The organism is Belnapia moabensis DSM 16746, assembly GCF_000745835.1.
Lineage (GTDB): Bacteria > Pseudomonadota > Alphaproteobacteria > Acetobacterales > Acetobacteraceae > Belnapia > Belnapia moabensis.
In genome coordinates this window covers 1-19,402 of sequence record NZ_JQKB01000058.1, presented here as the reverse complement: position 1 = coordinate 19,402, position 19,402 = coordinate 1, and the positions used below count along the sequence as shown (strand labels likewise).

Annotated in this window: 18 protein-coding genes; 10 read left to right on the top strand and 8 right to left on the bottom strand. The window is 71.4% G+C overall.

Annotated elements, in window-relative coordinates; all coding sequences use genetic code 11:
- Positions 1–77: 77 nt before the first annotated feature.
- Complete coding sequence (locus EP26_RS23220) at positions 78–1,262, bottom strand: pyridoxal-phosphate-dependent aminotransferase family protein (protein ID WP_043342215.1); 1,185 nt, start codon at positions 1,260–1,262, stop codon at positions 78–80.
- A 127-nt stretch (positions 1,263–1,389) separates the two neighbouring features.
- Between EP26_RS23220 and EP26_RS23215 the strand changes: the two genes are divergently transcribed.
- The 7 genes from EP26_RS23215 (at position 1,390) to EP26_RS23185 (ending at position 9,810) form a co-directional block, all read left to right on the top strand.
- Positions 1,390–4,296, top strand: coding sequence for an FAD-binding and (Fe-S)-binding domain-containing protein (locus tag EP26_RS23215; protein WP_211259525.1), 2,907 nt, complete (start codon positions 1,390–1,392; stop codon positions 4,294–4,296).
- A 192-nt stretch (positions 4,297–4,488) separates the two neighbouring features.
- Positions 4,489–5,229, top strand: coding sequence for a DUF1194 domain-containing protein (locus EP26_RS23210; RefSeq protein WP_043342214.1), 741 nt, complete (start codon positions 4,489–4,491; stop codon positions 5,227–5,229).
- A 42-nt stretch (positions 5,230–5,271) separates the two neighbouring features.
- Positions 5,272–6,234, top strand: coding sequence for an NAD(P)/FAD-dependent oxidoreductase (locus tag EP26_RS23205; RefSeq protein WP_043342213.1), 963 nt, complete (start codon positions 5,272–5,274; stop codon positions 6,232–6,234).
- Entirely contained in the window at positions 6,227–6,562 is a 336-nt protein-coding gene (locus EP26_RS23200) for a DUF3253 domain-containing protein (protein WP_245624487.1), read from the top strand. Before EP26_RS23205 ends, EP26_RS23200 begins: the two co-directional genes overlap by 8 nt.
- On the top strand, positions 6,559–7,008 hold the full coding sequence (locus tag EP26_RS23195) for a DUF1499 domain-containing protein (protein WP_043342212.1): 450 nt from the start codon (positions 6,559–6,561) through the stop codon (positions 7,006–7,008). Before EP26_RS23200 ends, EP26_RS23195 begins: the two co-directional genes overlap by 4 nt.
- Before the next feature lie 36 nt (positions 7,009–7,044).
- Positions 7,045–8,775 carry an ABC transporter ATP-binding protein/permease gene (locus EP26_RS23190; RefSeq protein ID WP_043342211.1) on the top strand — a complete coding sequence of 577 codons (1,731 nt, stop codon included), beginning with the start codon at positions 7,045–7,047 and terminating at the stop codon, positions 8,773–8,775.
- 57 nt (positions 8,776–8,832) lie between these two features.
- On the top strand, positions 8,833–9,810 hold the full coding sequence (locus EP26_RS23185) for a YihY/virulence factor BrkB family protein (RefSeq protein WP_084112831.1): 978 nt from the start codon (positions 8,833–8,835) through the stop codon (positions 9,808–9,810).
- 5 nt (positions 9,811–9,815) lie between these two features.
- On the opposite strand, the gene recQ is transcribed toward EP26_RS23185, so the two are convergent.
- The 5 genes from recQ to cydD form a co-directional block, all read right to left on the bottom strand.
- The gene (gene recQ / locus EP26_RS23180; RefSeq protein ID WP_084112829.1) at positions 9,816–11,663 is read right to left on the bottom strand and encodes a DNA helicase RecQ; all 1,848 of its coding nucleotides are present in this window, start codon (positions 11,661–11,663) and stop codon (positions 9,816–9,818) included.
- Between the two features lie 48 nt (positions 11,664–11,711).
- Positions 11,712–12,098: an OmpA family protein gene (locus EP26_RS23175; protein WP_043342210.1), complete on the bottom strand. Its 387-nt coding sequence runs from the start codon at positions 12,096–12,098 to the stop codon at positions 11,712–11,714.
- A gap of 149 nt (positions 12,099–12,247) precedes the next feature.
- Positions 12,248–13,207 carry a radical SAM protein gene (locus tag EP26_RS23170; RefSeq protein WP_043342209.1) on the bottom strand — a complete coding sequence of 320 codons (960 nt, stop codon included), beginning with the start codon at positions 13,205–13,207 and terminating at the stop codon, positions 12,248–12,250.
- Between the two features lie 16 nt (positions 13,208–13,223).
- On the bottom strand, positions 13,224–14,864 hold the full coding sequence (gene cydC / locus EP26_RS23165; protein WP_043342208.1) for a thiol reductant ABC exporter subunit CydC: 1,641 nt from the start codon (positions 14,862–14,864) through the stop codon (positions 13,224–13,226).
- A 7-nt stretch (positions 14,865–14,871) separates the two neighbouring features.
- A complete protein-coding gene (cydD, locus tag EP26_RS23160; protein ID WP_052389562.1) occupies positions 14,872–16,542 on the bottom strand; it encodes a thiol reductant ABC exporter subunit CydD in 1,671 nt (556 codons plus the stop codon).
- Positions 16,543–16,635: 93 nt separating this feature from the next.
- On the opposite strand from cydD, the gene EP26_RS23155 reads away from it, so the two are divergent.
- The 3 genes from EP26_RS23155 to EP26_RS23150 all read left to right on the top strand — a co-directional run bounded on the left by EP26_RS23155 (position 16,636) and on the right by EP26_RS23150 (position 18,422).
- Positions 16,636–17,523, top strand: a complete 888-nt coding sequence (locus EP26_RS23155; protein WP_043342207.1) for a polysaccharide deacetylase family protein — start codon at positions 16,636–16,638, stop codon at positions 17,521–17,523.
- 440 nt (positions 17,524–17,963) lie between these two features.
- Positions 17,964–18,089 (top strand): hypothetical protein, encoded by a 126-nt coding sequence (locus tag EP26_RS38245; RefSeq protein WP_281177107.1) that lies wholly within the window; start codon positions 17,964–17,966, stop codon positions 18,087–18,089.
- 15 nt (positions 18,090–18,104) lie between these two features.
- A complete protein-coding gene (locus tag EP26_RS23150) occupies positions 18,105–18,422 on the top strand; it encodes a hypothetical protein (RefSeq protein WP_157033701.1) in 318 nt (105 codons plus the stop codon).
- Positions 18,423–18,648: 226 nt separating this feature from the next.
- On the opposite strand, the gene EP26_RS23145 is transcribed toward EP26_RS23150, so the two are convergent.
- Both EP26_RS23145 and EP26_RS23140 read right to left on the bottom strand, forming a co-directional pair.
- The gene (locus EP26_RS23145; RefSeq protein WP_157033700.1) at positions 18,649–18,852 is read right to left on the bottom strand and encodes a hypothetical protein; all 204 of its coding nucleotides are present in this window, start codon (positions 18,850–18,852) and stop codon (positions 18,649–18,651) included.
- A 219-nt stretch (positions 18,853–19,071) separates the two neighbouring features.
- Positions 19,072–19,402: transposase (locus EP26_RS23140; protein ID WP_043342204.1), on the bottom strand; the 331-nt coding region annotated here is incomplete at its 5' end.

Here is a 19,402-nt window from a genome sequence, read left to right as displayed (position 1 = left end):
TCCTCCGCGTGATCAGGATAGCACAGTCGCCCCCTTGCTTAGAACACCCCCGTCTCGCCGGACGCGATACTTGCGCCTCAGGCGTTGCCGTTCAGGTACGCCATCGCCGCCTGGACGCCGCCCGGCTTGTGCGGCACGCCGGCGGCGGAGAGGCCCATCTCCACCCCGCCCAGCGCGCCGATAAGGGAGAGCGGGCCGAAATCGCCGAGATGGCCGATGCGGAACACCCGGTCGTTCAGCCGGCCGAGGCCGTTGCCGAGGGACATGTTGAAGCGCTCGAGGATCACGGCGCGCAGCGCATTGGCGCCGTGGCCCTCGGGCAGGCGGACGGCGGTGAGCGAGGAGGAGTAGTGGCGGGGGTCCTCGCACTGCACCTCGAGCCCCCAGTGGCGGACGGCGCGGCGCGTTGCCTCGGCGAAGCGGTCGTGGCGGGCGAAGACGTTGTCGAGCCCCTCCTCGTTCAGCATGTCGACGGCGGCATCGAGGCCGTAGAGCAGGTTGGTCGCGGGCGTGTAGGGGAAGTAGCCGGTCTCGTTCGCCTTCAGCATCGGGTGCCAGTCCCAGAAGCTGCGGGGGAGCTTCGCCGATTCGGTCGCCTTCAGCGCCTTCTGCGAGACGGCGTTGAAGGAGAGGCCAGGGGGCAGCATCAGCCCCTTCTGCGAGCCGGCGACGGTGACGTCGACGCCCCATTCGTCGTGCCGGTAGTCGATGGAGCCGAGGGAGGAGATGGTGTCGACCAGCAGCAGCGCCGGGTGGCCGGCGGCGTCGATGGCGCGGCGGACCTCCTCGATGCGGGAGGTGCAGCCGGTGCTGGTCTCGTTGTGGACGACGCAGACGGCCTTGATGCCGTGGGACCTGTCCTCGCGCAGCGCGGCCTCGATGCCGGCCACGTCGGCGCCGCGGCGCCAGTCGGTCGGGATGAACTCAGGCTTGAGCTGGAGGCGCTCAGCCATCTCGCGCCAGAGGGTGGCGAACCAGCCCGTCTCGCACATCAGCACGCGGTCGCCGGGCGAGAGGGTGTTGACCAGCGCGGCCTCCCAGGCGCCCGTGCCGGAGGCGGGATAGATGACGACCGGGCCCTCGGTCTTGAAGACGGTGCGGAGCTTCTCCAGGAGCTGGGCGCCGAAGCGACCGAAATCCGGGCCGCGATGGTCCATCGTCGGGTTGTCCATGGCGCGGAGCACGCGGTCGGGGACATTGGTCGGGCCAGGGATCTGCAGGAAATGCCGGCCGGCGACGGGGGAGGACTGGTAATAGGCCATGCTCTGGTCTCCGCTCTTGGGGCGACCTATGCGCCCGATCCATGTACTTCCGCCAATGAGAAGGGCTTGTCGGATTGATGAGCATTATAGATCGGACAAGCAGCCCGCCCAGGATTAGAACCCGCGCATGAACGCCTTCACCATCCCCAAGGACCGGATCGGCGACAGCCGCCTGGCCGAACGCCTCCGGCGCGAGACCGAGGGCGAGGTGCTCTGGAGCGCGGCCGATCGCGGCCGCTATGCGACGGATGCGAGCATCTACCAGATCGAGCCGGTGGGCGTGCTGGTGCCAAGGAGCGTGGCCGATGTGGAGGCGGCGCTGGCGATCTGCCGCGAGGCCGGGGTGCCGGTGCTGCCGCGCGGCGCGGGGACCAGCCAGTGCGGGCAGACGGTGAACCGGGCGCTGGTGCTCGACTGCACCAAGTACCTGAACCGCGTGCTGAGCGTGGAAGGCGACACCGCGCGGGTGGAGCCCGGCATCAGCCTCGGGGCGCTGAATGCGGCGCTGGCCAAGGGGAAGCAGTTCTTTCCCGTCGATCCCTCGACCTGGGCACGCTGCACCATCGGCGGCATGGCGGGCAACAATTCCTGCGGCAGCAAGTCGATCCGCTACGGGCTGATGGCGGACAATGTGCGCGCCATCGACGCGCTGCTCGCCGATGGCAGCCGGTTCCGCTTCGGCGAGATGCCGGACAACCTGGGCGGCGAGGTGCCGGCGGGGATCGCCGACCTCATCCAGCGGCTGCGGGCGCTGGGGGCGCGGGAGGCGGAGGAGATCGCGGCGCGCTTCCCGAACCAGCTGCGGCGGGTCGGCGGCTACAATATCGAGAGCCTGACGCCCGCCGCCCGCGCCGAAGGGCGCGGTAACCTGGCGCGGCTGCTGGTGGGCAGCGAGGGGACGCTCGCTTTCTCGGCGGCGCTCGACCTGAAGCTCTGGCCGGTGAAGCCGCGGAAGGCGCTCGGCATCTGCCAGTTCCCGACCTTCCGGGCAGCGATGGCGGCATCACAGCATCTCGTCACGCTCGACCCGGAGGCGGTGGAGCTGGTCGACCGGACGATGATCGATCTTGGCCGCTCCATCCCGATCTTCCGGGCGACCATCGACAGGATCGTGCGTGGCGAACCGGACAGCCTGCTCATCGTCGAGTTCCATGGGCAGGAGGATGGGCCGCTGGCCCGGCGCCTCGATGCGCTCGAGGAGATGATGGGGGATCTCGGCTACCCGGAAAGCGTGGTGCGCTGCATAGACCCCGGTTTCCAGGCGGCGGTCGCGGAGGTGCGGGAGGCGGGGCTCAACATCATGATGAGCATGAAGGGGGACGGGAAGCCGGTCTCCTTCATCGAGGATTGCGCGGTCGCCCTGCCCGATCTCGCCGATTATACCGAGCGGCTCAATCAGGTCTTCGAGCGCTACGGGACCAAGGGCACCTGGTATGCGCATGCGAGCGTCGGCTGCCTGCATGTGCGGCCGGTGCTGAACATGAAGGACCCGGAGGATGTGCGGCGGATGCGCGCCATCGCCGAGGAATGCTTCGCGCTGGTGCGGGAATATAAGGGCTCGCATAGCGGCGAGCATGGCGACGGCATCGTGCGCAGCGAGTTCAACGCGCCGATGTTCGGGCCGCGCATCGCCGCCGCCTTCGAGGAGGTGAAGGATGCCTTCGACCCGGCCGGGCTGCTCAATCCGGGGCGGGTGGTGCGGGCGCCGCGGATGGATGACCGCAGCCTCTTCCGTTATGCGCCCGAATACGCGGCCGATCCCGGTGTCGCGCCGGTGCTCGACTGGTCGGCCTGGCCAGGGCCGCAGGGCGGCCTGCTCGGTGCCGTCGAGATGTGCAACAACAACGGCACCTGCCGGAAGTCGGATGCCAATGTCATGTGCCCGAGCTTCCGGGCGACGCGGGACGAGCAGCATCTGACGCGGGGGCGGGCGAATACGCTGCGCCTCGCCTTGACCGGGCAATTGCCGGGCGGCCTCGCATCGGACGCGGTGCATGAGGCGCTGTCGCTCTGCGTTTCCTGCAAGGGCTGCAAGCGGGAATGCCCGACCGGCGTCGACATGGCGAAGATGAAGATCGAGGCCATGGCGGCGCGGGCGCTGGAGCGCGGCATCAATGCCAAGGACCGGCTGATCGCCACGCTGCCGCGCTGGGCGCCCTTCGCCGCGATGCTGCCGGTGGCGGCGAATGCGCGGAACTGGGTGCCGGGCCTGCCGCGGCTCACCGAGCGGCTGTTCGGCTTCGCGGCGGAGCGGAGCCTGCCGCGGTTCCGGCGCGATGCCTTCCAGGATGCGGAGCTGCCGGCGCCGGATGGCCAGCCGGGCGAGGTCATCCTTTTCCCCGATGTGTTCAACCGGTATTTCGAGCCGGAGAACCTGCGCGCGGCGGTGCGGGTGCTGCGGGCGGCGGGCTACCGGCCGGCGGTGGCGCGGCCGGCGCGCGGGTCGCGGCCGCTGGACGAGGGGCGGACGCTGCTGGCGGCCGGGCTGGTCGACCAGGCGCGGGAGGAGGCGCGGCGGACGCTGGCGGCGCTGGCCCCCTTCCCTTCTCCGGTGGTCGGCATCGAGCCCTCCTCGACGCTGACGCTGCGGGACGAATTCCTCTCGCTGCTGCCGGGGGCGGAGGCGGAGGCGCTGGCGGCGCGGACCCTGCTCATCGGCGAATTCCTGGCGCGGGAGAAGCCGAAGCTGGCGCTGAAGCCGGTGGCCGCGGCGGCGCATGTGCATGGGCATTGCCATCAGAAGGCCTTCGCCGCCTTCTCGCCGGCGGTGGCCATGCTCAGCATGATCCCGGGGCTGAAGGTGGTGCCGATCGCCTCCTCCTGCTGCGGGATGGCGGGGAGCTTCGGCTACGAGAAGGGCAATCTTGCCGTCTCCAAGGCGATGGCGGAGCTCTCGCTGCTGCCGGCGGTGCGGAAGGTGCCGCAGGGGGAGCTGGTGGTAGCCGACGGCACCTCCTGCCGGCACCAGATCCAGGACCTCGCCGGGCGTGAAGCGCTGCATGGCATCCGGGTGATGGAGATGGCGCTGGCCTGAAAGGGTCGCGCTTCGGGCTTCATGCTCCGTTAGGGTCTTTATTGCACAATCGGTTCAAGAACTGATGTTGCAGTGCAGCATAAATCCATTCTATGATGTTGCGGTTTCGGGAAGGAAGGCGGTCACGGCCTCGCTTGTCCACGCCGCGGATCGGGTGCGCGCAACGCCCCTCCACGGCCAGAAGGGGGTCGTATGCGTAGACGCGATGTGCTGGGGGCAGCCCTGGCGATGCCCGCCATTCTCCATGCCGGGCGGGCAAGGGCCGCAACGCTGGTCGATGTGGAACTGATCCTCGCGGTCGATGTCAGCCGCTCGGTCGATCCGGAAGAGCAGGAGATGCAATTCTCCGGCTACGAGGCGGCATTCCGCGATCCGCAGTTGATCGAGGGCATCATGGGCGGCCCGGTCGGGGCCATCGCGGTGACGATGTTCACCTGGTCCGACTGGCATATCCAGAACACCGTGGTACCCTGGATGCTGCTCGACGGCTCGGCCTCGGCCAACCGCTTTGCCGATGCCATCGGCAATGCGCCGCGGCGGACCTGGCTCTATACCTCGATATCGGGCGCCATGGACTTCGCGGCGCGGCAGTTTGGCCAAGGTTTCGAGGGGACGCGCAAGGTCGTGGACATCTCGGGCGACGGCGTCAACAATTCCGGCCGCCCGGTCGCCGATGCACGGGCCGAAGCGCTGGCCCAGGGCATCGTGCTGAACGGCCTCGCCGTGCTCGACCGGACGCCGCAGCCGCTCTCCCTTGCCTCCTCCCTGCCGCCGCTCGACACCTACTACCAGAACGAGGTGATCGGCGGGCCGGGCGCCTTCCTGGTCGTGGCCGAGGGGTTCCAGGCCTTCGAGGCGGCTGTGCGGCGGAAGATCATCCGCGAGATCGCCGCGGTGCCGGAGCCGGGGCCGGTGATGGAGCGCTTCGCCTGAGCCCCTTGCGCAATGGCATCGGATAGCCATTCCTGGCGGTGCATGACAGAGACCTGTATCGCCATCCTCGGCGCCGGCCTGGCCGGATTGGCCTGTGCCCGTGACCTCGCCGCCGCGGGGGTTGCCGTCACCCTCTTCGACAAGGGGCGCGCGGCCGGAGGACGGCTGGCAACCCGGCGGGGGGAGGCCGCGGGGCGCAGGCTGCAATGGGACCATGGCGCGCAATACCTGACGGCGCGCGGGGCGGAGTTCGCCGCGCTGCTGGGCGAGGCAGGGGCGGAGGCCTGGGGCGAGCCAGCGCGCTTCGTCGGCGTACCGGGGATGTCGGCGCTGCCGCGGGCGCTGGCGAAGGGCCTCGACCTGCGGGCGGGGCGGCATGTGACGTCGCTGGCAGGTGCGCCGGGGGCCTGGGTGGTGCGGCATCTGGAGGCGGCGCTGGTGCGGCCGGGACAGGCGCTGCCGGTGGTCGAGCCGGCGGAGGACGGGCCGTTCGATGCGGTGGCCATCGCCCTGCCGCCGGCCCAGGCGGCGCCGCTGGTGGCGCGGCCGGCGCCGGGGCTGCGGGCCAGGATCGCCGAGGTGGGCATCGCGCCGTGCTGGACGGTGCTGGCCGCCTTCGAGACGAGGCCGGACTGGCCGGACACGCTGCGGCCGGATGCCGGGCCCATCGGCTGGCTGGCGCGGGACAGCGGCAAGCCGGGGCGGGATGCATCCGCCGAGTGCTGGGTGATCCAGGGCGGGCCGGACTGGTCACGGGCCCATCTGGAGGCGGAGGCGGCGGGCATCGGCCCGGCCTTGCTCGCGGCGCTGCCGCCGGCCCCGGCGCCGATCCATCTCGGGGCGCATCGCTGGCGGTACTCCCTGGTGGAGCGGCCGCTCGGCGAGCCTTGCCTCTGGCTGCCGGAGGCGCGGCTCGGGCTGGCCGGCGACTGGTGCCTGGCCGGGCGGGCGGAGGCGGCCTTCGACAGCGGGCGGGCGCTGGCGGCGGCCATGCTCGGTGCGTGACGGGACGGTGGCGGAAATCCAGGCTGACAGCGCCGCAGGCGGGCCTATGGTGCGGGCCAGCATGACCATGAACCCCGACCAGGCCAGCATCGCGGCCGAAATCCTTCGCCAGACCGCCGAGCGCGGCGACGGGAAATCCATCTGCCCGAGCGAGGTGGCGCGGGCGCTTGCCGGCGAGGGGGCATGGCGGCCGCTGATGGGGCCTGTCCGGCAGGCGGCGGTCGCGCTCAGCCGGGAGGGGGCGGTGGAGATCCTGCGCAAGGGCAAGCCAGTGACGCCGGAGGAAGTTCGCGGGGTGATCCGCCTGCGCCGGCCGGTGCAGGCGTGAGCGCCCCTATCGGGGCGCTGTTCGGCCGTGGTGCAGGCGGGCTGCCGCCGGCCGAGCCGGTGGACTTCGGCCGCCTGGTGCTGCCAGCTTCGCCCAATACCTGCCTCGCCGCGCCGCCGGGCGGGCACTCCCAGGCGCAGGTCACGGTGCCGCTGCTGCCGGTCGATGCGGCGACGGCCTGGCCGGTGCTGCGGCGGCTTGGAGAAGGCTTTCCACGCACCACCCTCATCCGTGATTGGCCGGAGCGGCGGCAGGCGCAATGGGTGGAGCGCTCAGCGCTGCTGAACTACCCGGACATCATCGCGGCCGAGCTGGTGCCCGGCCCGGCCGGAGCCGGGCTCTTCCTCTATTCGCGCAGTCTGTTCGGCTGGTCCGATCTCGGCGTGAACCGCAAGCGGGTGGAGCGCTGGCTCGCCGCCTTCGATGCGGCGCTGCGGCGGCGCTGACCCCCCTTCCCTTTCCCGCCTTCCGGAGTGCCCAGCATGCGCCGCCTCGGCCATTTCCTCTCCGATGCCTGGACCCTGGCCGGACCCTATTGGCGGAGCGAGGAGCGCTGGCGGGCCCGGCTGCTGCTCGGCGTCGTCATCGTGCTCAACCTCTCGCTGGTCGGGATGAGCGTGCTGCTCAGCTACTGGAACCGGGAATTCTTCAACAGCCTGCAGGAGAAGAATGCCGAGGCCTTCTGGGCGCTGCTGTTCTGGTGGCGGCAGACGGAGAGCGGGCCGATGCCGGGTTTCGTCTTCGTGGCCGCCATCTACATCCTGATCGCGGTCTATGCACTCTACCTTCGCCAGGCCTTGCAGATCCGCTGGCGGTCCTGGCTGACGAAGGAGGTGCTGGACCGCTGGCTCGCCGACCGGGCCTATTACCGCGTGGCGCTGACCGACCCGGGGACGGACAACCCGGACCAGCGCATCGCCGAGGACTTGCGGCAGTTCGTCGACAATACCCTCGCCCTCGGTCTCGGGCTGATGCGCTCGGTCGTCACGCTGTTCAGCTTCATCCTGGTGCTCTGGGGGCTGTCGGGGCCGGCGACGGTCTTCGGCATCACCATCCCCGGCTACATGGTCTGGGTGGCGCTGGCCTATGCGGTGGTGGGGACGGGGCTCGCGCATCTCGTCGGGCGCAGCCTGATCCGGCTGAACTTCCAGCAGGAGCGGGTGGAGGCGGATTTCCGCTATGCCCTGGTGCGGCTGCGGGACAATGCGGAGGGCATCGCCCTCTATGGCGGCGAGGCGGATGAGAAGCGCGGGCTGCGCGACCGCTTCGGCGCGGTGATGGGGAATTGGTGGGCGATCATGGTCGCCACCAAGCGTCTCACCTTCTTCACCAACGGCTACGCGCAGGTTGCCATCATATTCCCCTTCGTCGTCGCGGCGCCGGCCTATTTCGCCGGGCGCATTCCGCTCGGCGGGCTGACCCAGACCTCGGGCGCCTTCTCCGAGGTGCAGGGGGCGCTGTCCTGGTTCGTCGACAACTACGCCTCGCTGACGGAGTGGCGGGCGACGGTGCTGCGCATCCGCGGCTTCATCGGCGCGATCGAGGCGGCGCGGGCGGCGGCGGGCAGCGGCATCCAGGCGGTGACGGATGGCGGTGACGAACTGGTGCTGGAGGATGTGACCCTCGGCCTGCCGGATGGGCGGGTGCTGATCGAGGATGCCTCGGCGCGGATCGGGCCTGGCGAGGCGGTGCTGATCGCCGGGCCCTCGGGCAGCGGCAAGTCGACGCTGTTCCGGGCGCTGGCTGGGCTCTGGCCCTTCGGCCATGGACGGGTGCATGCGCCGGCGGAGGGGCGGCTCTTCCTGCCGCAACGGGCCTATCTGCCGCTGGGATCGCTGCGGCGGGCGGTCTGCTATCCGCGCGATGCGGCGGAGTTCGGCGATGCCGAGGTGCGCGAGGCGCTGGAGGCCGCCGGGCTCGGTCACCTGACAGGGCGGCTCGACGTGGTGGATGCCTGGGACCGGCACCTCTCGGGCGGCGAGCAGCAAAGGGTGGCGCTAGCGCGCGCCCTGTTGCTGAAGCCGCGCTGGCTCTTCCTCGACGAGGCGACGGCGAGCCTCGACCCGGAGGCGGAGGCGCGCTTCTACGAGCTGCTGAAGGAGCGGCTGCCGGGAACGACGCTGGTCTCCATCGCCCATCGCCCCGCCGTGGCGCGTTATCATCAGCGGGCGCTCAGGGTGCGGGACGGGCATCTGGCCGCCACTCCGGCCTGACGCAAGCGGAAACCCTTTCCACCTCCGGATGTTCGTCCGGCTACGGGAGACGGGTGGATGCTGAACCGGGTCTGGGTCCTGCTGCGCGCGACGGTCGAGGGCTATATCGAGGACGAGGCGCTGAGCCGCGGGGCGGCCATCGCCTACTACACCGTCTTCTCCATCGCGCCGCTGCTGGTCATCGCGACGGCCATCGCCGGCCTTTTCTTCGGCGAGGATGCGGTGCGCGGCGCCATTTCCGAGCAGCTGCGCGGCCTGCTCGGCCGGACCGGGGCGGAGACGGTGGAAGCCATGGTCCGCGGCGCGGACGACATCACCTCGGGCACCATCGCCACGGTCATCGGCGTCGTCACCTTGCTGCTGACGGCGAGCGGTGTCTTCGGCGAGTTGCAATCGGCGCTGAACGCCATTTGGCGGGCGACGCCGCGCGAGGGCGGCGCGGTGACGCGGCTGATGCGGGCCAAGCTTGCGAGCCTCGGCCTGGTGGCGGCGACGGGCTTCCTGTTGCTCGTCTCGCTGATCGCCAGCACCGTGATCTCGGCGCTGATGACCTGGTTCCGCGACCAGCTGCCGGAAATGCTGATGCTGCTCGGGGCGGCGAATTTCGTCATCTCCTTCCTGATGGTCGCCGTCCTCTTCGCCGCCATCTACAAGATCCTGCCGGACCGCGAGATCGGCTGGCGCGACGTGGCGATCGGCGCGCTGGTGACGGCCTTCCTCTTCACCGTCGGGAAGACGCTGATCGGCTGGTATGTCGGCAGCAGCCATGTCGCCACCAGCTACGGCGCCGCGGGGGCGCTGATGGTGGTGCTGCTCTGGGTCTATTACTCGGCGCAGGTCTTCCTGCTCGGGGCGGAGTTCACCCGGGCCTGGGCGGGGTTGCAGGGGAGCCCGGCGGGACAGGCGGCGATGGCCGAGGCGCCACATCAGCGCGGGCGCGACAGGAAGGCCCAGAAGCGCGCCGAGACCGGGCATTTCCTCGGCGGCGCCGCAGTGGCGGCCGTGCTGATGGCGGTGTTCCGGCGGAAGAAGTAGGCCCCTCAGCCGATGTCGCGCACCACGCGCAGCACCGCGTCGGCATAGCGCTCGAGCTTGCTGCGGCCGACGCCCGGGATCATCGCCAGTTCCTCGGCATCCTGCGGGCGGCGCTCGGCGATGGCGGCGAGGGTGTCGTTCTGGAAGATGACATAGGCGGGTACGCCCTGCTCGGACGCCTCGCGCTTGCGCCAGGCGCGCAGCGCGTCGAACAGCGCGTCGCCGGCCATGGCGGGCTCGGCGCTGCGGCCGCGCTCGCGCGGGCTCGGCGCCGTCAATGTGTCGGCGCGGAGCATGACCTTCTCCTCGCCCTTGAGGATCGGGCGGGCGGCCTCGGTCGGCACCAATTCGCCGTGGTTCTCGACCGCGACGTCGAGCGCACCGCGGGCGACGAGCTGCCGCGCCACGCCGCGCCAGGCGAGGTCGGAGAGGTCGGCGCCGATGCCGAAGGTCTTCAGCTGGTCGTGCGAGAATTGCGCGACCTTGGGCGTCAGCTTGCCGCGCAGCACGTCGACCACATGGCCGAGGCCGAAATGCCCGCCCGAGGGCAGGCGGGTGCGGACAACGGCGCTCAGCAGCTTCTGCGCCGGGATGGTGCCGTCGAAGAGGCGCGGCGGGTTGCGGCAGACATCGCAGGCGCCGCATTGCTCGGGGCCCTGCTCGCCGAAGCAGCGCAGCAGGATGCGGCGGCGGCAGGTGGCGGCCTCGGCGATGGAGACCATCGCCTCCAGCCGGGCGCGTTCGATGCGCTTCTGCTCGGGCGTCGCCGGGCTGCCCTCGATGCGGTGGCGGGCAAGGGCGATGTCGCCGGCGCCGTAGAGTAGTAGGGCCCGCGCGGGCAGGCCGTCGCGGCCGGCGCGGCCGATCTCCTGGTACCAGCTTTCCGGCGAGCGCGGCAGGTCGAGATGGGCGACCCAGCGGACATCGGGCCGGTCGATGCCCATGCCGAAGGCGATGGTCGCCGCCATGATGACGGCGTCGCCGCGGGCGAAGCGGCGATGCGCCTGGCGCTTCGCCTCGCCTTCCATGCCGGCATGGAAGCAGAGCGCGTCATGGCCGTCAGCGCGCAGCCATTCAGCGGTCTGCTCGGTCTTGGCGCGGCTGCCGCAATAGACGATGCCGGCGCCCGAGCCGTCGCCGGCCGCCTTGATGAAGGCGCGGAGCTGGGCGCGCTCCTGCTCGCGCGGCTCGGCGGTGATGAGGATGTTCGGCCGGTCGAAGCCGCCGCGGAAAACGGGACTGTCCGTCAGGCCGAGCTGGGCGCGGATGTCCTCGACGGTGCGCGGGTCGGCCGTCGCGGTGAGCGCGAGGCGCGGGACATCGGGGAAGCGTTCGGCCAGCAGGCCGAGGCCGCGATATTCCGGGCGGAAGTGATGGCCCCACTGGCTGACGCAATGCGCCTCGTCGATGGCGAAGAGGGCGAGCGGGCGGCGGGCGAGGAAGTCGAGCGTGCCCTCAAGGGTCAGGCGCTCGGGCGAGATGTAGAGCAGCTTGACGGCGCCGCGGGCGAGGTCGCGCTTGACCTCGCGCGCCTCATCCTCCGGCAGGTCGGAATGCAGCGCAGCGGCGGCGACGCCCTGCTGGCGCAGCGCCGCGACCTGGTCCTCCATCAAGGCGATCAGCGGCGAGACGACGACGCCCAGGCCCTCGCGGCAGAGCGCCGGCACCTGGAAGCAGAGCGACTTGCCGCCGCCGGTCGGCATGAGCACGAGGCCGGAGCCGCCCGCCATCACATGGTGGACGATCTCCTCCTGGCGGCCGCGGAAACCGGGATGGCCGAAGACCCGATGCAGCAACTCGGCCGGATCGGCGACAGCCCCCGGATGGGTCGGGGACTCCATGACATCGGGCATGCCGCCACCATGCCATGCGCCGGGGCCGGCGTCAGCAATTGTTGCCGATTAGCTGCCGAGAAGGATCTCCACGCGGCGGCTCTCGGTCGGGATCATCTCGTAGGAGACCGGGCCGCGCGGCTCGATGCGGATGCGGCTGCGGTCGATGCCGGCGGCGGCCAGCACATCGGCGACGTTGCGGGCGCGGGCCTCGGAAAGCGAGCGGTTGAAGCCGGGGCTGCCCTCGGGGGCGGCGAAGCCGCGGATGCGGATCGGCGCGGAGGGGTTGGCCTTGGCACGGTCGGCTACTTCGGAGACGAGGCTCACCGCATTCTCGTCCAGCGCCGCGCTGTCGGCGGTGAAGAAGACGACGCTGCGCGAGGCCGGGGTCTGGCTGGGCGCCTGGCAGGCGGCCAGGGCAAGCATCGGCAGGGCAGCGAGGAACAGGCGACGCATAGGTTCACTCCAGAGGCGATGTAACCGACCAGGGTGAAACGCAACCGGCGGAGGTGGATGCCGTGGATCACGCGACCCTGATCGACCGGCTTCTCGCATGAGCGGGAGCGGCAGGGGCCATCACATTGCGGAGCATGGAACCGGCTTCGTCAGCGCGAGCAGGCAGCGCCGCCGAGGACGCAGAAGCGGGCGCAGTGGGGGTGGTTCAGCGCCACCGGGCGGGAGGCCTCGGCGAGGGTCGCGCCGAGCTCGAACTGCTCGTCATAGGGCAGCAGGGTGCAGGCGAGCACGGCGGGCGAGGTGGCGCCGCGGCGCTTCACCAGCATTCGGGAGGAGGCGCACATCAAGCTGTCCGGCGACTTCCGCAGGATGCCCCAGCAGGCGGTGGTGATCTCCGGCACGTCGACGGCGGCGTCCATCTCGGGGAAGAGCATCAGCGCGACCGGGTCATGCGCGTCGATCGGGATGGCGTGCCCGGCGAAGAGGGCAGCGAAGCCGTCGCGCATGGCGGCCTCCCCTTCCCCGCCGAAAGCGGCGCGGCCCGCGACATGGATGCGGAAGCCTTCGCGGGCCAGCCAGCGCAGCCCGTCGAGGGCGATGGCGAAGCTGCCTTCCTGGCGCTCCATGTCGTGCAGGACGGCGCTGTAGTGGTCGAGGCTAATGCGGAGCGTCAGTGCATCGCCATGGCGGTCGCGCAGGGCGAGCAAGGCTTTCGCGTGGTTGCGCATCGGCCTCATCGCGTTGGTCAGGACCAGGGCGCGATGGCCGCGGGAGAGCACGTCCTCCAGCATGGCCGGCAGGTCGCGGTTGAGGAAGGGCTCGCCGCCGGTGAAGCCGATTTCCTCCACCGGCAAGCGGTCGCGGGCAATTTCGTCGAGGAAGGGGCGAAGCTCGGCGGCGGTGATGTAGACGAGGGCGTCGTTGCGCGGGCTGCTCTCGATGTAGCAGTTGCTGCAGGTGATGTTGCAGAGCGTGCCGGTGTTCACCCAGAGCGTGCGAAGGCCGGATAGCGCCACGGTCGCGCGGGCCTCGCCCTTGGCCGTAACCCTCGGGTCGCGGAATTTCGCCGGGTCGAGCGAAGGCGGGGCGGTCGGGGCGAGGACGGACATGCGTGCGATCTGGCCCTCACCCGGCGGCAGGCAAGGCCCGGCCGCCGGCGAGGCGGATGATGCGCGTCGGCCGCTCCACCCCGGTCAGGCGATGGGCGATGAGAATGACGGTGCGGCCGGCCGTCACCTCCTCCAGCGTCTCGAGAAAGGCGCGCTCGGTTTCGGCGTCGAGGCCGGCGGTCGGCTCGTCGAGGATCAGCACGGGGGCGGCGGAGAGCAGCACGCGGGCCAGCGCCAGCCGGCGGGCCTGGCCGCCGGAGAAGCGGGCGCCGCCCTCGCCGCAGCGGGTGTCCAGCCCCTCCGGCAGGGCGCGGACCAGGGTGCCGATCCCGGCCCGGTCGAGCGCCCGCCACAGGGCCGCCTCGGGGGCGAGCGGGGCAGCGATGCGGAGATTGGCGGCGATGCTGTCGTCGAAGAGCCGGGCATCCTGGCTGAGGCAGGCGATGCGGCGGCGGACATCCTCGGCGGCGAGCTCGGCGAGATCGATGCCGCCGAAGGTGATGCGGCCGGCCTGGGGGGCGGCGAGCTTCAGCAGCAGGGCGGCAAGGGTCGACTTGCCGATGCCGCTCGGGCCGAGCAGGGCGAGGCGGGTACCCTCCGGCAGGTCGAGGTCGAGGCCGTCGAAGACCGGCGGGCGGTTGGCCTCCCAGGTGAAGCGGAGGCCCTCGACGCGGATGGCGTGGCCGGCGGGGAGGTCGGCGGGACGGGCGGGCTCGGCCAGCGGCGGCGGGGCGTCGGCGGCCTCCAGCAGGCGGCGGGCGCCGGCGGCGGCGGCAGCGAGCGCGGTACCGGCGCGGGGCAGGATGCCGACCGTCTCGGCCGTCGCCAGGACGAGGAAGAGGGCGAGGACGGTCATCCCCGGCGCGCCGCCGCCGAGGCCCCAGGCCAGGGCGGCGAGCAGCGCGGCCTGGCCCAGCACGGTGCCGGCGGCGCCGGCGAGGGCGGCGCGGCCGGCGAGGCGGCGCTGGGCGCGGCCGAGCTGGCGGGCCTCCGCAGCGAGGGTCGCGCCGGCCTGGCCCTCGGCATTGGCGGCGAGGGTGTCCTCAATGCCGATTAGCGGGTCGACGGCGGCGGCGCGGAGGCGGCCCTGCGCCTCGGCGGCCTCGGCGGCGGCGCGGGCGGCGCCGGGGGCGAGCAGCAGGGGCAAGGCGAGGGCCAGGGCCAGCGGCAGGGCGACGGCGGCGGCGAGCAGCGGGTGGCCGGCCAATAGCGCTACCACGACCAGCACCAGGGCCAGCGCCGCGGCGACGGGGACCATGACCTTCAGATAGAGGCCGTCCAGCGCCTCGACATCGGCCACCAGCCGCCCGAGCAGGTCGCCGGAGCGGCGGAGGCCGATGCCGGCGGGCAGCCGCTCGGCGAGGCGGCGGAAGAACCAGACGCGGGTATCGGCGAGCGCCCGGAAGGTGGCGGCATGCGTCACCATGCGCTCGGCCCAGCGGGCGGCGGGGCGCAGGCCGATCAGCGGCTTGAGCAGGAAGAAGGAGACGGCGGCGGCGACGGCGGCACCGCCCAGCGCATCGGCCACCGCCTGGCCGGCGAGCGCCAGCAGCGCAGCGCCGATCAGTGCGGAGAGGATGGTGACGCCGAGGCCGGCGGCCAGCCAGCCGCGCCGCCCGCGCCAGAGGCCGAGGATGCGGAGGAGGTCGGCGGTCATGACGGGGCTACCCTTGGGCCTGCCGCGCGCTGCCGGCGGCGCGGCCGCCGCTGATCTCCAGCACCCGGCCAAGCCGGGCGCGGGCGGCGGCGGAGTGGCTGGCGATGATGGCGGTGCGGCCCATGCAGAGGCGTTGAAGGCTCTCGATCACCTCGGACTCGGTGCCGGGGTCGAGATGGGCGGTCGGCTCGTCGAGCAGGACGAGCGGCGTGTCGCGGAGGAAGGCGCGGGCCAGCGCCACGCGCTGCGCCTGGCCGCCGGAGAGGCCCCATCCCCCCTCGCCCACCAGCGTGTCGAGCCCCTGCGGCAGCGCGGCCGCGAAGTCGAGCACGCGGGCGGCGGCGGCGGCGGCATCCACCTGCTCGGGCGAGGCGTCGGGGCGGGCGAAGCGGATATTGTCGCGGATCGAGGCGCGGAAGAGATGCGGCTTCTGCCCGACATAGGAGGAGAGGCGGCGCAGCTCGGCCGGCTTCAGCGCCAGGGCGTCCTGGCCGTTGATGGCGATGCGCCCGGCCTCGGGGCGATTGAAGCCCATCAGCAGGCGGAGCACGGAGGACTTGCCGGCGCCCGAGGGGCCGGCCAGCACCAGCGTCTCGCCGGCATTGACCCGGAAGGAGAGGCCGTCGAGGGCGGGCGGGCGGGCCGGGTCGTAGGTCAGGCGGACATCGGTGAAGGTGACGACGAGGCGGGGCGGCATCTCCTCCAGCAGCAGGCCGCCCTCCTCCTCGGCCAGCAGGAGGGGGGCGAGGGCGGCGGCGGCGCCGGCGGCGGCGAGGCGCTCGTGATAGGCGGCGGCGAAGCTGCGGAGCGGGGCGAAGAAGGCGGGCACCAGCAGCAGGCAGAACAGGCCAGCGGCGGGGTTGCCGCCCTCCAGCGCGCCGTGGCGCCAGGCGATGCAGGCGAGCGCCAGGGCGGAGAGCAGTTCGAGTGCGGTGCCGGAGAGGAAGGCGACGCGCAGCACCTTCATGGTCCGCTGCCGAAGCTCGTTCGCGGCCGTGCCGAGCGCCTCGGCCTCGGCCTCCTGGCGGTTGAAGAGGACGAGGGTCGGCAGGCCGCGCATGCGATCGAGGAAGCGGCCGGACAGGCGCTCGAGGGATTCGAACTGGCGGCGGCTGGCCTGGGCGGCGCCGATGCCCGTCGCCGCCATCGCCACCGGGTAGAGCAGGCCGGCGATCAGCAGCAGCAGGCCGCTGCGCGGGTCGGCGGTGCTGGCGGCGGCGATGACCATCAGCGGCGAAAGCAGGGCGAGCATGGCGGCCGGCAGCCAGCGGCCGAAATAGCCGTCCAGCGCCTCGACGCGGTCCACCGCGAGGGAGGCGGCCTCGCCGACGCCGCGCGGGGCGGCGGGGCCGGCGGCGAGCAGCCGGGCGAAGGCGGCGTCGCGGAGGCGGGTGCGGGCGGCCTCGCCGGCGGCGAGCTGGGCGCGTTCCTGGGCAAGGCCGAGGGCGGCGCCGAGCAGGGCCAGCGCCGCGGCGGCGGCGAGTTCCGGCCAGCCGGCGCCGGGGCTGCCGAGCAGGGCGGCCAGCAGCCGCGCAACCAGCCAGGTGGTGCCGAGGGCGCAGGCGGTGGCGGCCACCCCCAGCAGGACGGGCAGCAGGACACGGCCGCGCAGGGCCCGGGATTCGCGGCGAAGCAGGGTGCGCGCAGCATCCTGCCGGCCAGCCGAGGGGGAAGCCATGCGGTATATTAGTGTCGCGGTGGGGTTTCGTCACCTTGCAGTGCGGCAAGGTGCCGGGCAGAGGATGTCCATCCGTTACGGGAGTCCTTCCGCATGCTGCCGGGCCATGGCCGCTTCGATTATCACCCCTGGCATGGGCGCCCCCGCTACGCCTGGCCCGGCGGGGCGAGGCTGGCGGTCTTTCTCGGCGTCAATCTGGAACATTTCGCCTTCGGCGAGGGGCTGGGGGCGGAGCTGGCGCCGGGTGGGCCGCAACCGGATGTGCTCAATTATGCCTGGCGGGACTATGGCAACCGGGTCGGGGCGTGGCGGCTGCTGGAGCTGCTGGACAGGCTCGGCCTGCCGGCGACGGTGCTGCTCAACAGCGCGATGTATGATTACGCGCCGCCGCTCGTTGCCGCGCACCGGGCGCGGGGGGACGAGATTGCCGGCCATGGGCGGACCAATAGCGAGCGGCAGTCGGTGCTGGACGAGGGCGCCGAGCGGGCGCTGATCGCCGAGAGCACGGCGGCGATCCTGGCGCATGAGGGGGTGGCGCCGCGCGGCTGGCTCTCGCCCTGGATCGCGGAGAGCCGGGTGACGCTGGACCTGCTGGCCGAGGCCGGCTACCGCTACACGCTCAACTGGTGCATGGACGACCAGCCGGTCTGGATGCGGACGCGGGCGGGGCGGCTGCTGGCCATCCCCTACCCGCAGGAGGTGAACGACATCCCCTCCATCGTGGCGCGGAAGGACGGGGCGGAGCAGTTTGCGGCCATGGTGCTGGCGGGTTTCGAGGAGCGGCTGGAGCAGGTCGCGCGCGACGGCATCCCGCAGGTGATGGGGATCGCGCTGCACCCCTACATCATCGGCCAGCCCTACCGGCTGCGGGCGCTGCGGGAGGCGCTGGCGGCGATCGCGGCGCGGCGGGGCGAGGTGTGGGTCACCACCGCCGGCGCCATCTTCGACCATGTGGCGGCGCTGCCGGAAGGGAGCGGCTGAAGCCGGGTGTCGAGTACGAAACCTGCGGATCTGCTGATCCAGCGGATGATGGTGCCGGGAGTGGCGAAGGCGAGGCGGGCATCGGCCTGCCGGTCGTGGCAAATCACAAGGCGCCGGAACCGGGCCAGCCACGCCGGCATCCGCCCGGCCTTCCAGCGATGATGCCCCGTCTGCCGCACGCGCTGGCCGACACTTCTCAGTCCGCAAGGCTCGCGCCGCAGCGGCGGACGGACCGCCGCCCCGCGATCCCCGGAAACAACAGGCACCGCCATCGCCTGCCCGATGCCCGGGACCAGGATCCAACCCAAGCTTCTGGCCGCCTGTCGCTGTGCATCAATTGAAGGTTTGATGCTGAGCCCAACAAGGCTTTACCAAATTTTCGTACCGTCCCCGGCGAGATGCGCCCTACGCTTCCCGGACAGGCGAGAGGGAGGCCCACCATGCGCAAACTGCGCTTCAAGCGCGACGCCATCACCTGCCACTCGAAGGCGATGCCCGGCGACTACGCAGACACGCTCAACATAAAGCTCGAATTATTCCGGCGAGCGCCGCGGAACGATGGCTGAGTCCAGATTGGCGGAATGGGCTCTCCCCTTGGCATGAGAGGGCCGCGCCTGGACATCTTCTTCCTCCCAGGGGCGACACACCGCTTCATCCGTACCCAGTTCTCGGCCGGCACGGACCTCGACTGGATGCTGGAATGGGACGTCGAGGACGGCGACGATGGCTTCTACAAGATTGCTGTCGAGCCGTGGAACGACCGGGATGTCAAGGATCCCTACCTGCTGACGCGCGTCCTGCTCGCAGCCGGTGTCGCGGGGGAGGCATTGCCGGGGGCATCGCGGTCGGCAAGTTTATCAAGGAGGGCGCAGCAGCCGTCATCGCGAAGATCGGCCTGAAGGGGATCGAGAAGTTGCTGGACAAGCTCCTGCAGGGGCTTGTCGAGGATTGGCCCGCCTGCGCGAACGTGGTGTACGCACGCGAGTGGGACTTCCGGAACGATGAGTGGTCCCGCCGTATCGGGCCAGGCAAGGACCGATCGCCGCAGATCGGCACCTTCCAGGAAGGCTGCGGCAATCCGGATTACGAGCTGGCTTACACCGTCGAGGAGGACGTACCGCCGCCTCAATTCGGCACCGCTGGCCCGAAGGCAAGGAGGTCGACCTGGATCCCACGCGCGGCACCGGCAGGCGACGCATGGCATGGCGATTGGTCAGACGTGATGGGCGTCCCCTGGATCAGCGTGCTGATCTCGCCTTCCGCCGCCGACGCAAGGCACTTCAAGGTCGACGTGGACGAGGTTGTCGCGCCCAACAGGAAAAAGGTCATCACCGCCTCGGTCGACCCCGTCTCTGAAGAGAGCCTCATCCCCCCACAATGGAATGTGCCGCGCGCGCCTGCCGAGCAATCGGCCGGCGGCGTCATCAAGCCATCCGACCGTCCGGTGCCGATGCAGAAAGGGCCGAGCCCGGCGGGAGGCACTGGCATCGGTGCCGCCACTCAGCAGGTAGGTCGGATAACGGACCGGCTGATACCAAATCCCACTGATCAGAACCGATACGCCCAATCGCGCAGTCCGATGGACATGATAGTCCAGGGCTGCTCGACGAGGCGGTTCCAGGCGCGACAGCAATGGTCGACGATGTCGTCGTGGCAGCGGAAGACGCGGTTGGAGAGCCAGTTGTCCCGCATGAACTGCCAGGTGTTCTCGACCGGGTTGAGCTCAGGGCACTTGGGCGGCAGCGGGATGAGGGTGATGTTCGGCGGTACCTCGAGCCTGTCCGATAGGTGCCATCCGGCTTGGTCGAGCAGCAGCACGGCATGCGCGTTCGGCGCCACAGCGGCAGCGATCTCGGCGAGATGCAGGCTCATGGCTGCG

What these genes read in the sequence shown, in the direction of transcription:
- EP26_RS23220 (WP_043342215.1), bottom strand. Translation starts at nt 1,262, where the DNA reads ATGGCCTATTACCAGTCCTCCCCCGTCGCCGGCCGGCATTTCCTGCAG.
- EP26_RS23215 (WP_211259525.1), top strand. Translation starts at nt 1,390, where the DNA reads ATGAACGCCTTCACCATCCCCAAGGACCGGATCGGCGACAGCCGCCTG.
- EP26_RS23210 (WP_043342214.1), top strand. Translation starts at nt 4,489, where the DNA reads ATGCGTAGACGCGATGTGCTGGGGGCAGCCCTGGCGATGCCCGCCATT.
- EP26_RS23205 (WP_043342213.1), top strand. Translation starts at nt 5,272, where the DNA reads ATGACAGAGACCTGTATCGCCATCCTCGGCGCCGGCCTGGCCGGATTG.
- EP26_RS23190 (WP_043342211.1), top strand. Translation starts at nt 7,045, where the DNA reads ATGCGCCGCCTCGGCCATTTCCTCTCCGATGCCTGGACCCTGGCCGGA.
- EP26_RS23185 (WP_084112831.1), top strand. Translation starts at nt 8,833, where the DNA reads ATGCTGAACCGGGTCTGGGTCCTGCTGCGCGCGACGGTCGAGGGCTAT.
- recQ (WP_084112829.1), bottom strand. Translation starts at nt 11,663, where the DNA reads ATGCCCGATGTCATGGAGTCCCCGACCCATCCGGGGGCTGTCGCCGAT.
- EP26_RS23175 (WP_043342210.1), bottom strand. Translation starts at nt 12,098, where the DNA reads ATGCGTCGCCTGTTCCTCGCTGCCCTGCCGATGCTTGCCCTGGCCGCC.
- EP26_RS23170 (WP_043342209.1), bottom strand. Translation starts at nt 13,207, where the DNA reads ATGTCCGTCCTCGCCCCGACCGCCCCGCCTTCGCTCGACCCGGCGAAA.
- cydC (WP_043342208.1), bottom strand. Translation starts at nt 14,864, where the DNA reads ATGACCGCCGACCTCCTCCGCATCCTCGGCCTCTGGCGCGGGCGGCGC.
- cydD (WP_052389562.1), bottom strand. Translation starts at nt 16,542, where the DNA reads ATGGCTTCCCCCTCGGCTGGCCGGCAGGATGCTGCGCGCACCCTGCTT.
- EP26_RS23155 (WP_043342207.1), top strand. Translation starts at nt 16,636, where the DNA reads ATGCTGCCGGGCCATGGCCGCTTCGATTATCACCCCTGGCATGGGCGC.
- EP26_RS38245 (WP_281177107.1), top strand. Translation starts at nt 17,964, where the DNA reads ATGCGCAAACTGCGCTTCAAGCGCGACGCCATCACCTGCCACTCGAAG.
- EP26_RS23150 (WP_157033701.1), top strand. Translation starts at nt 18,105, where the DNA reads ATGGGCTCTCCCCTTGGCATGAGAGGGCCGCGCCTGGACATCTTCTTC.
- EP26_RS23145 (WP_157033700.1), bottom strand. Translation starts at nt 18,852, where the DNA reads ATGACCTTTTTCCTGTTGGGCGCGACAACCTCGTCCACGTCGACCTTG.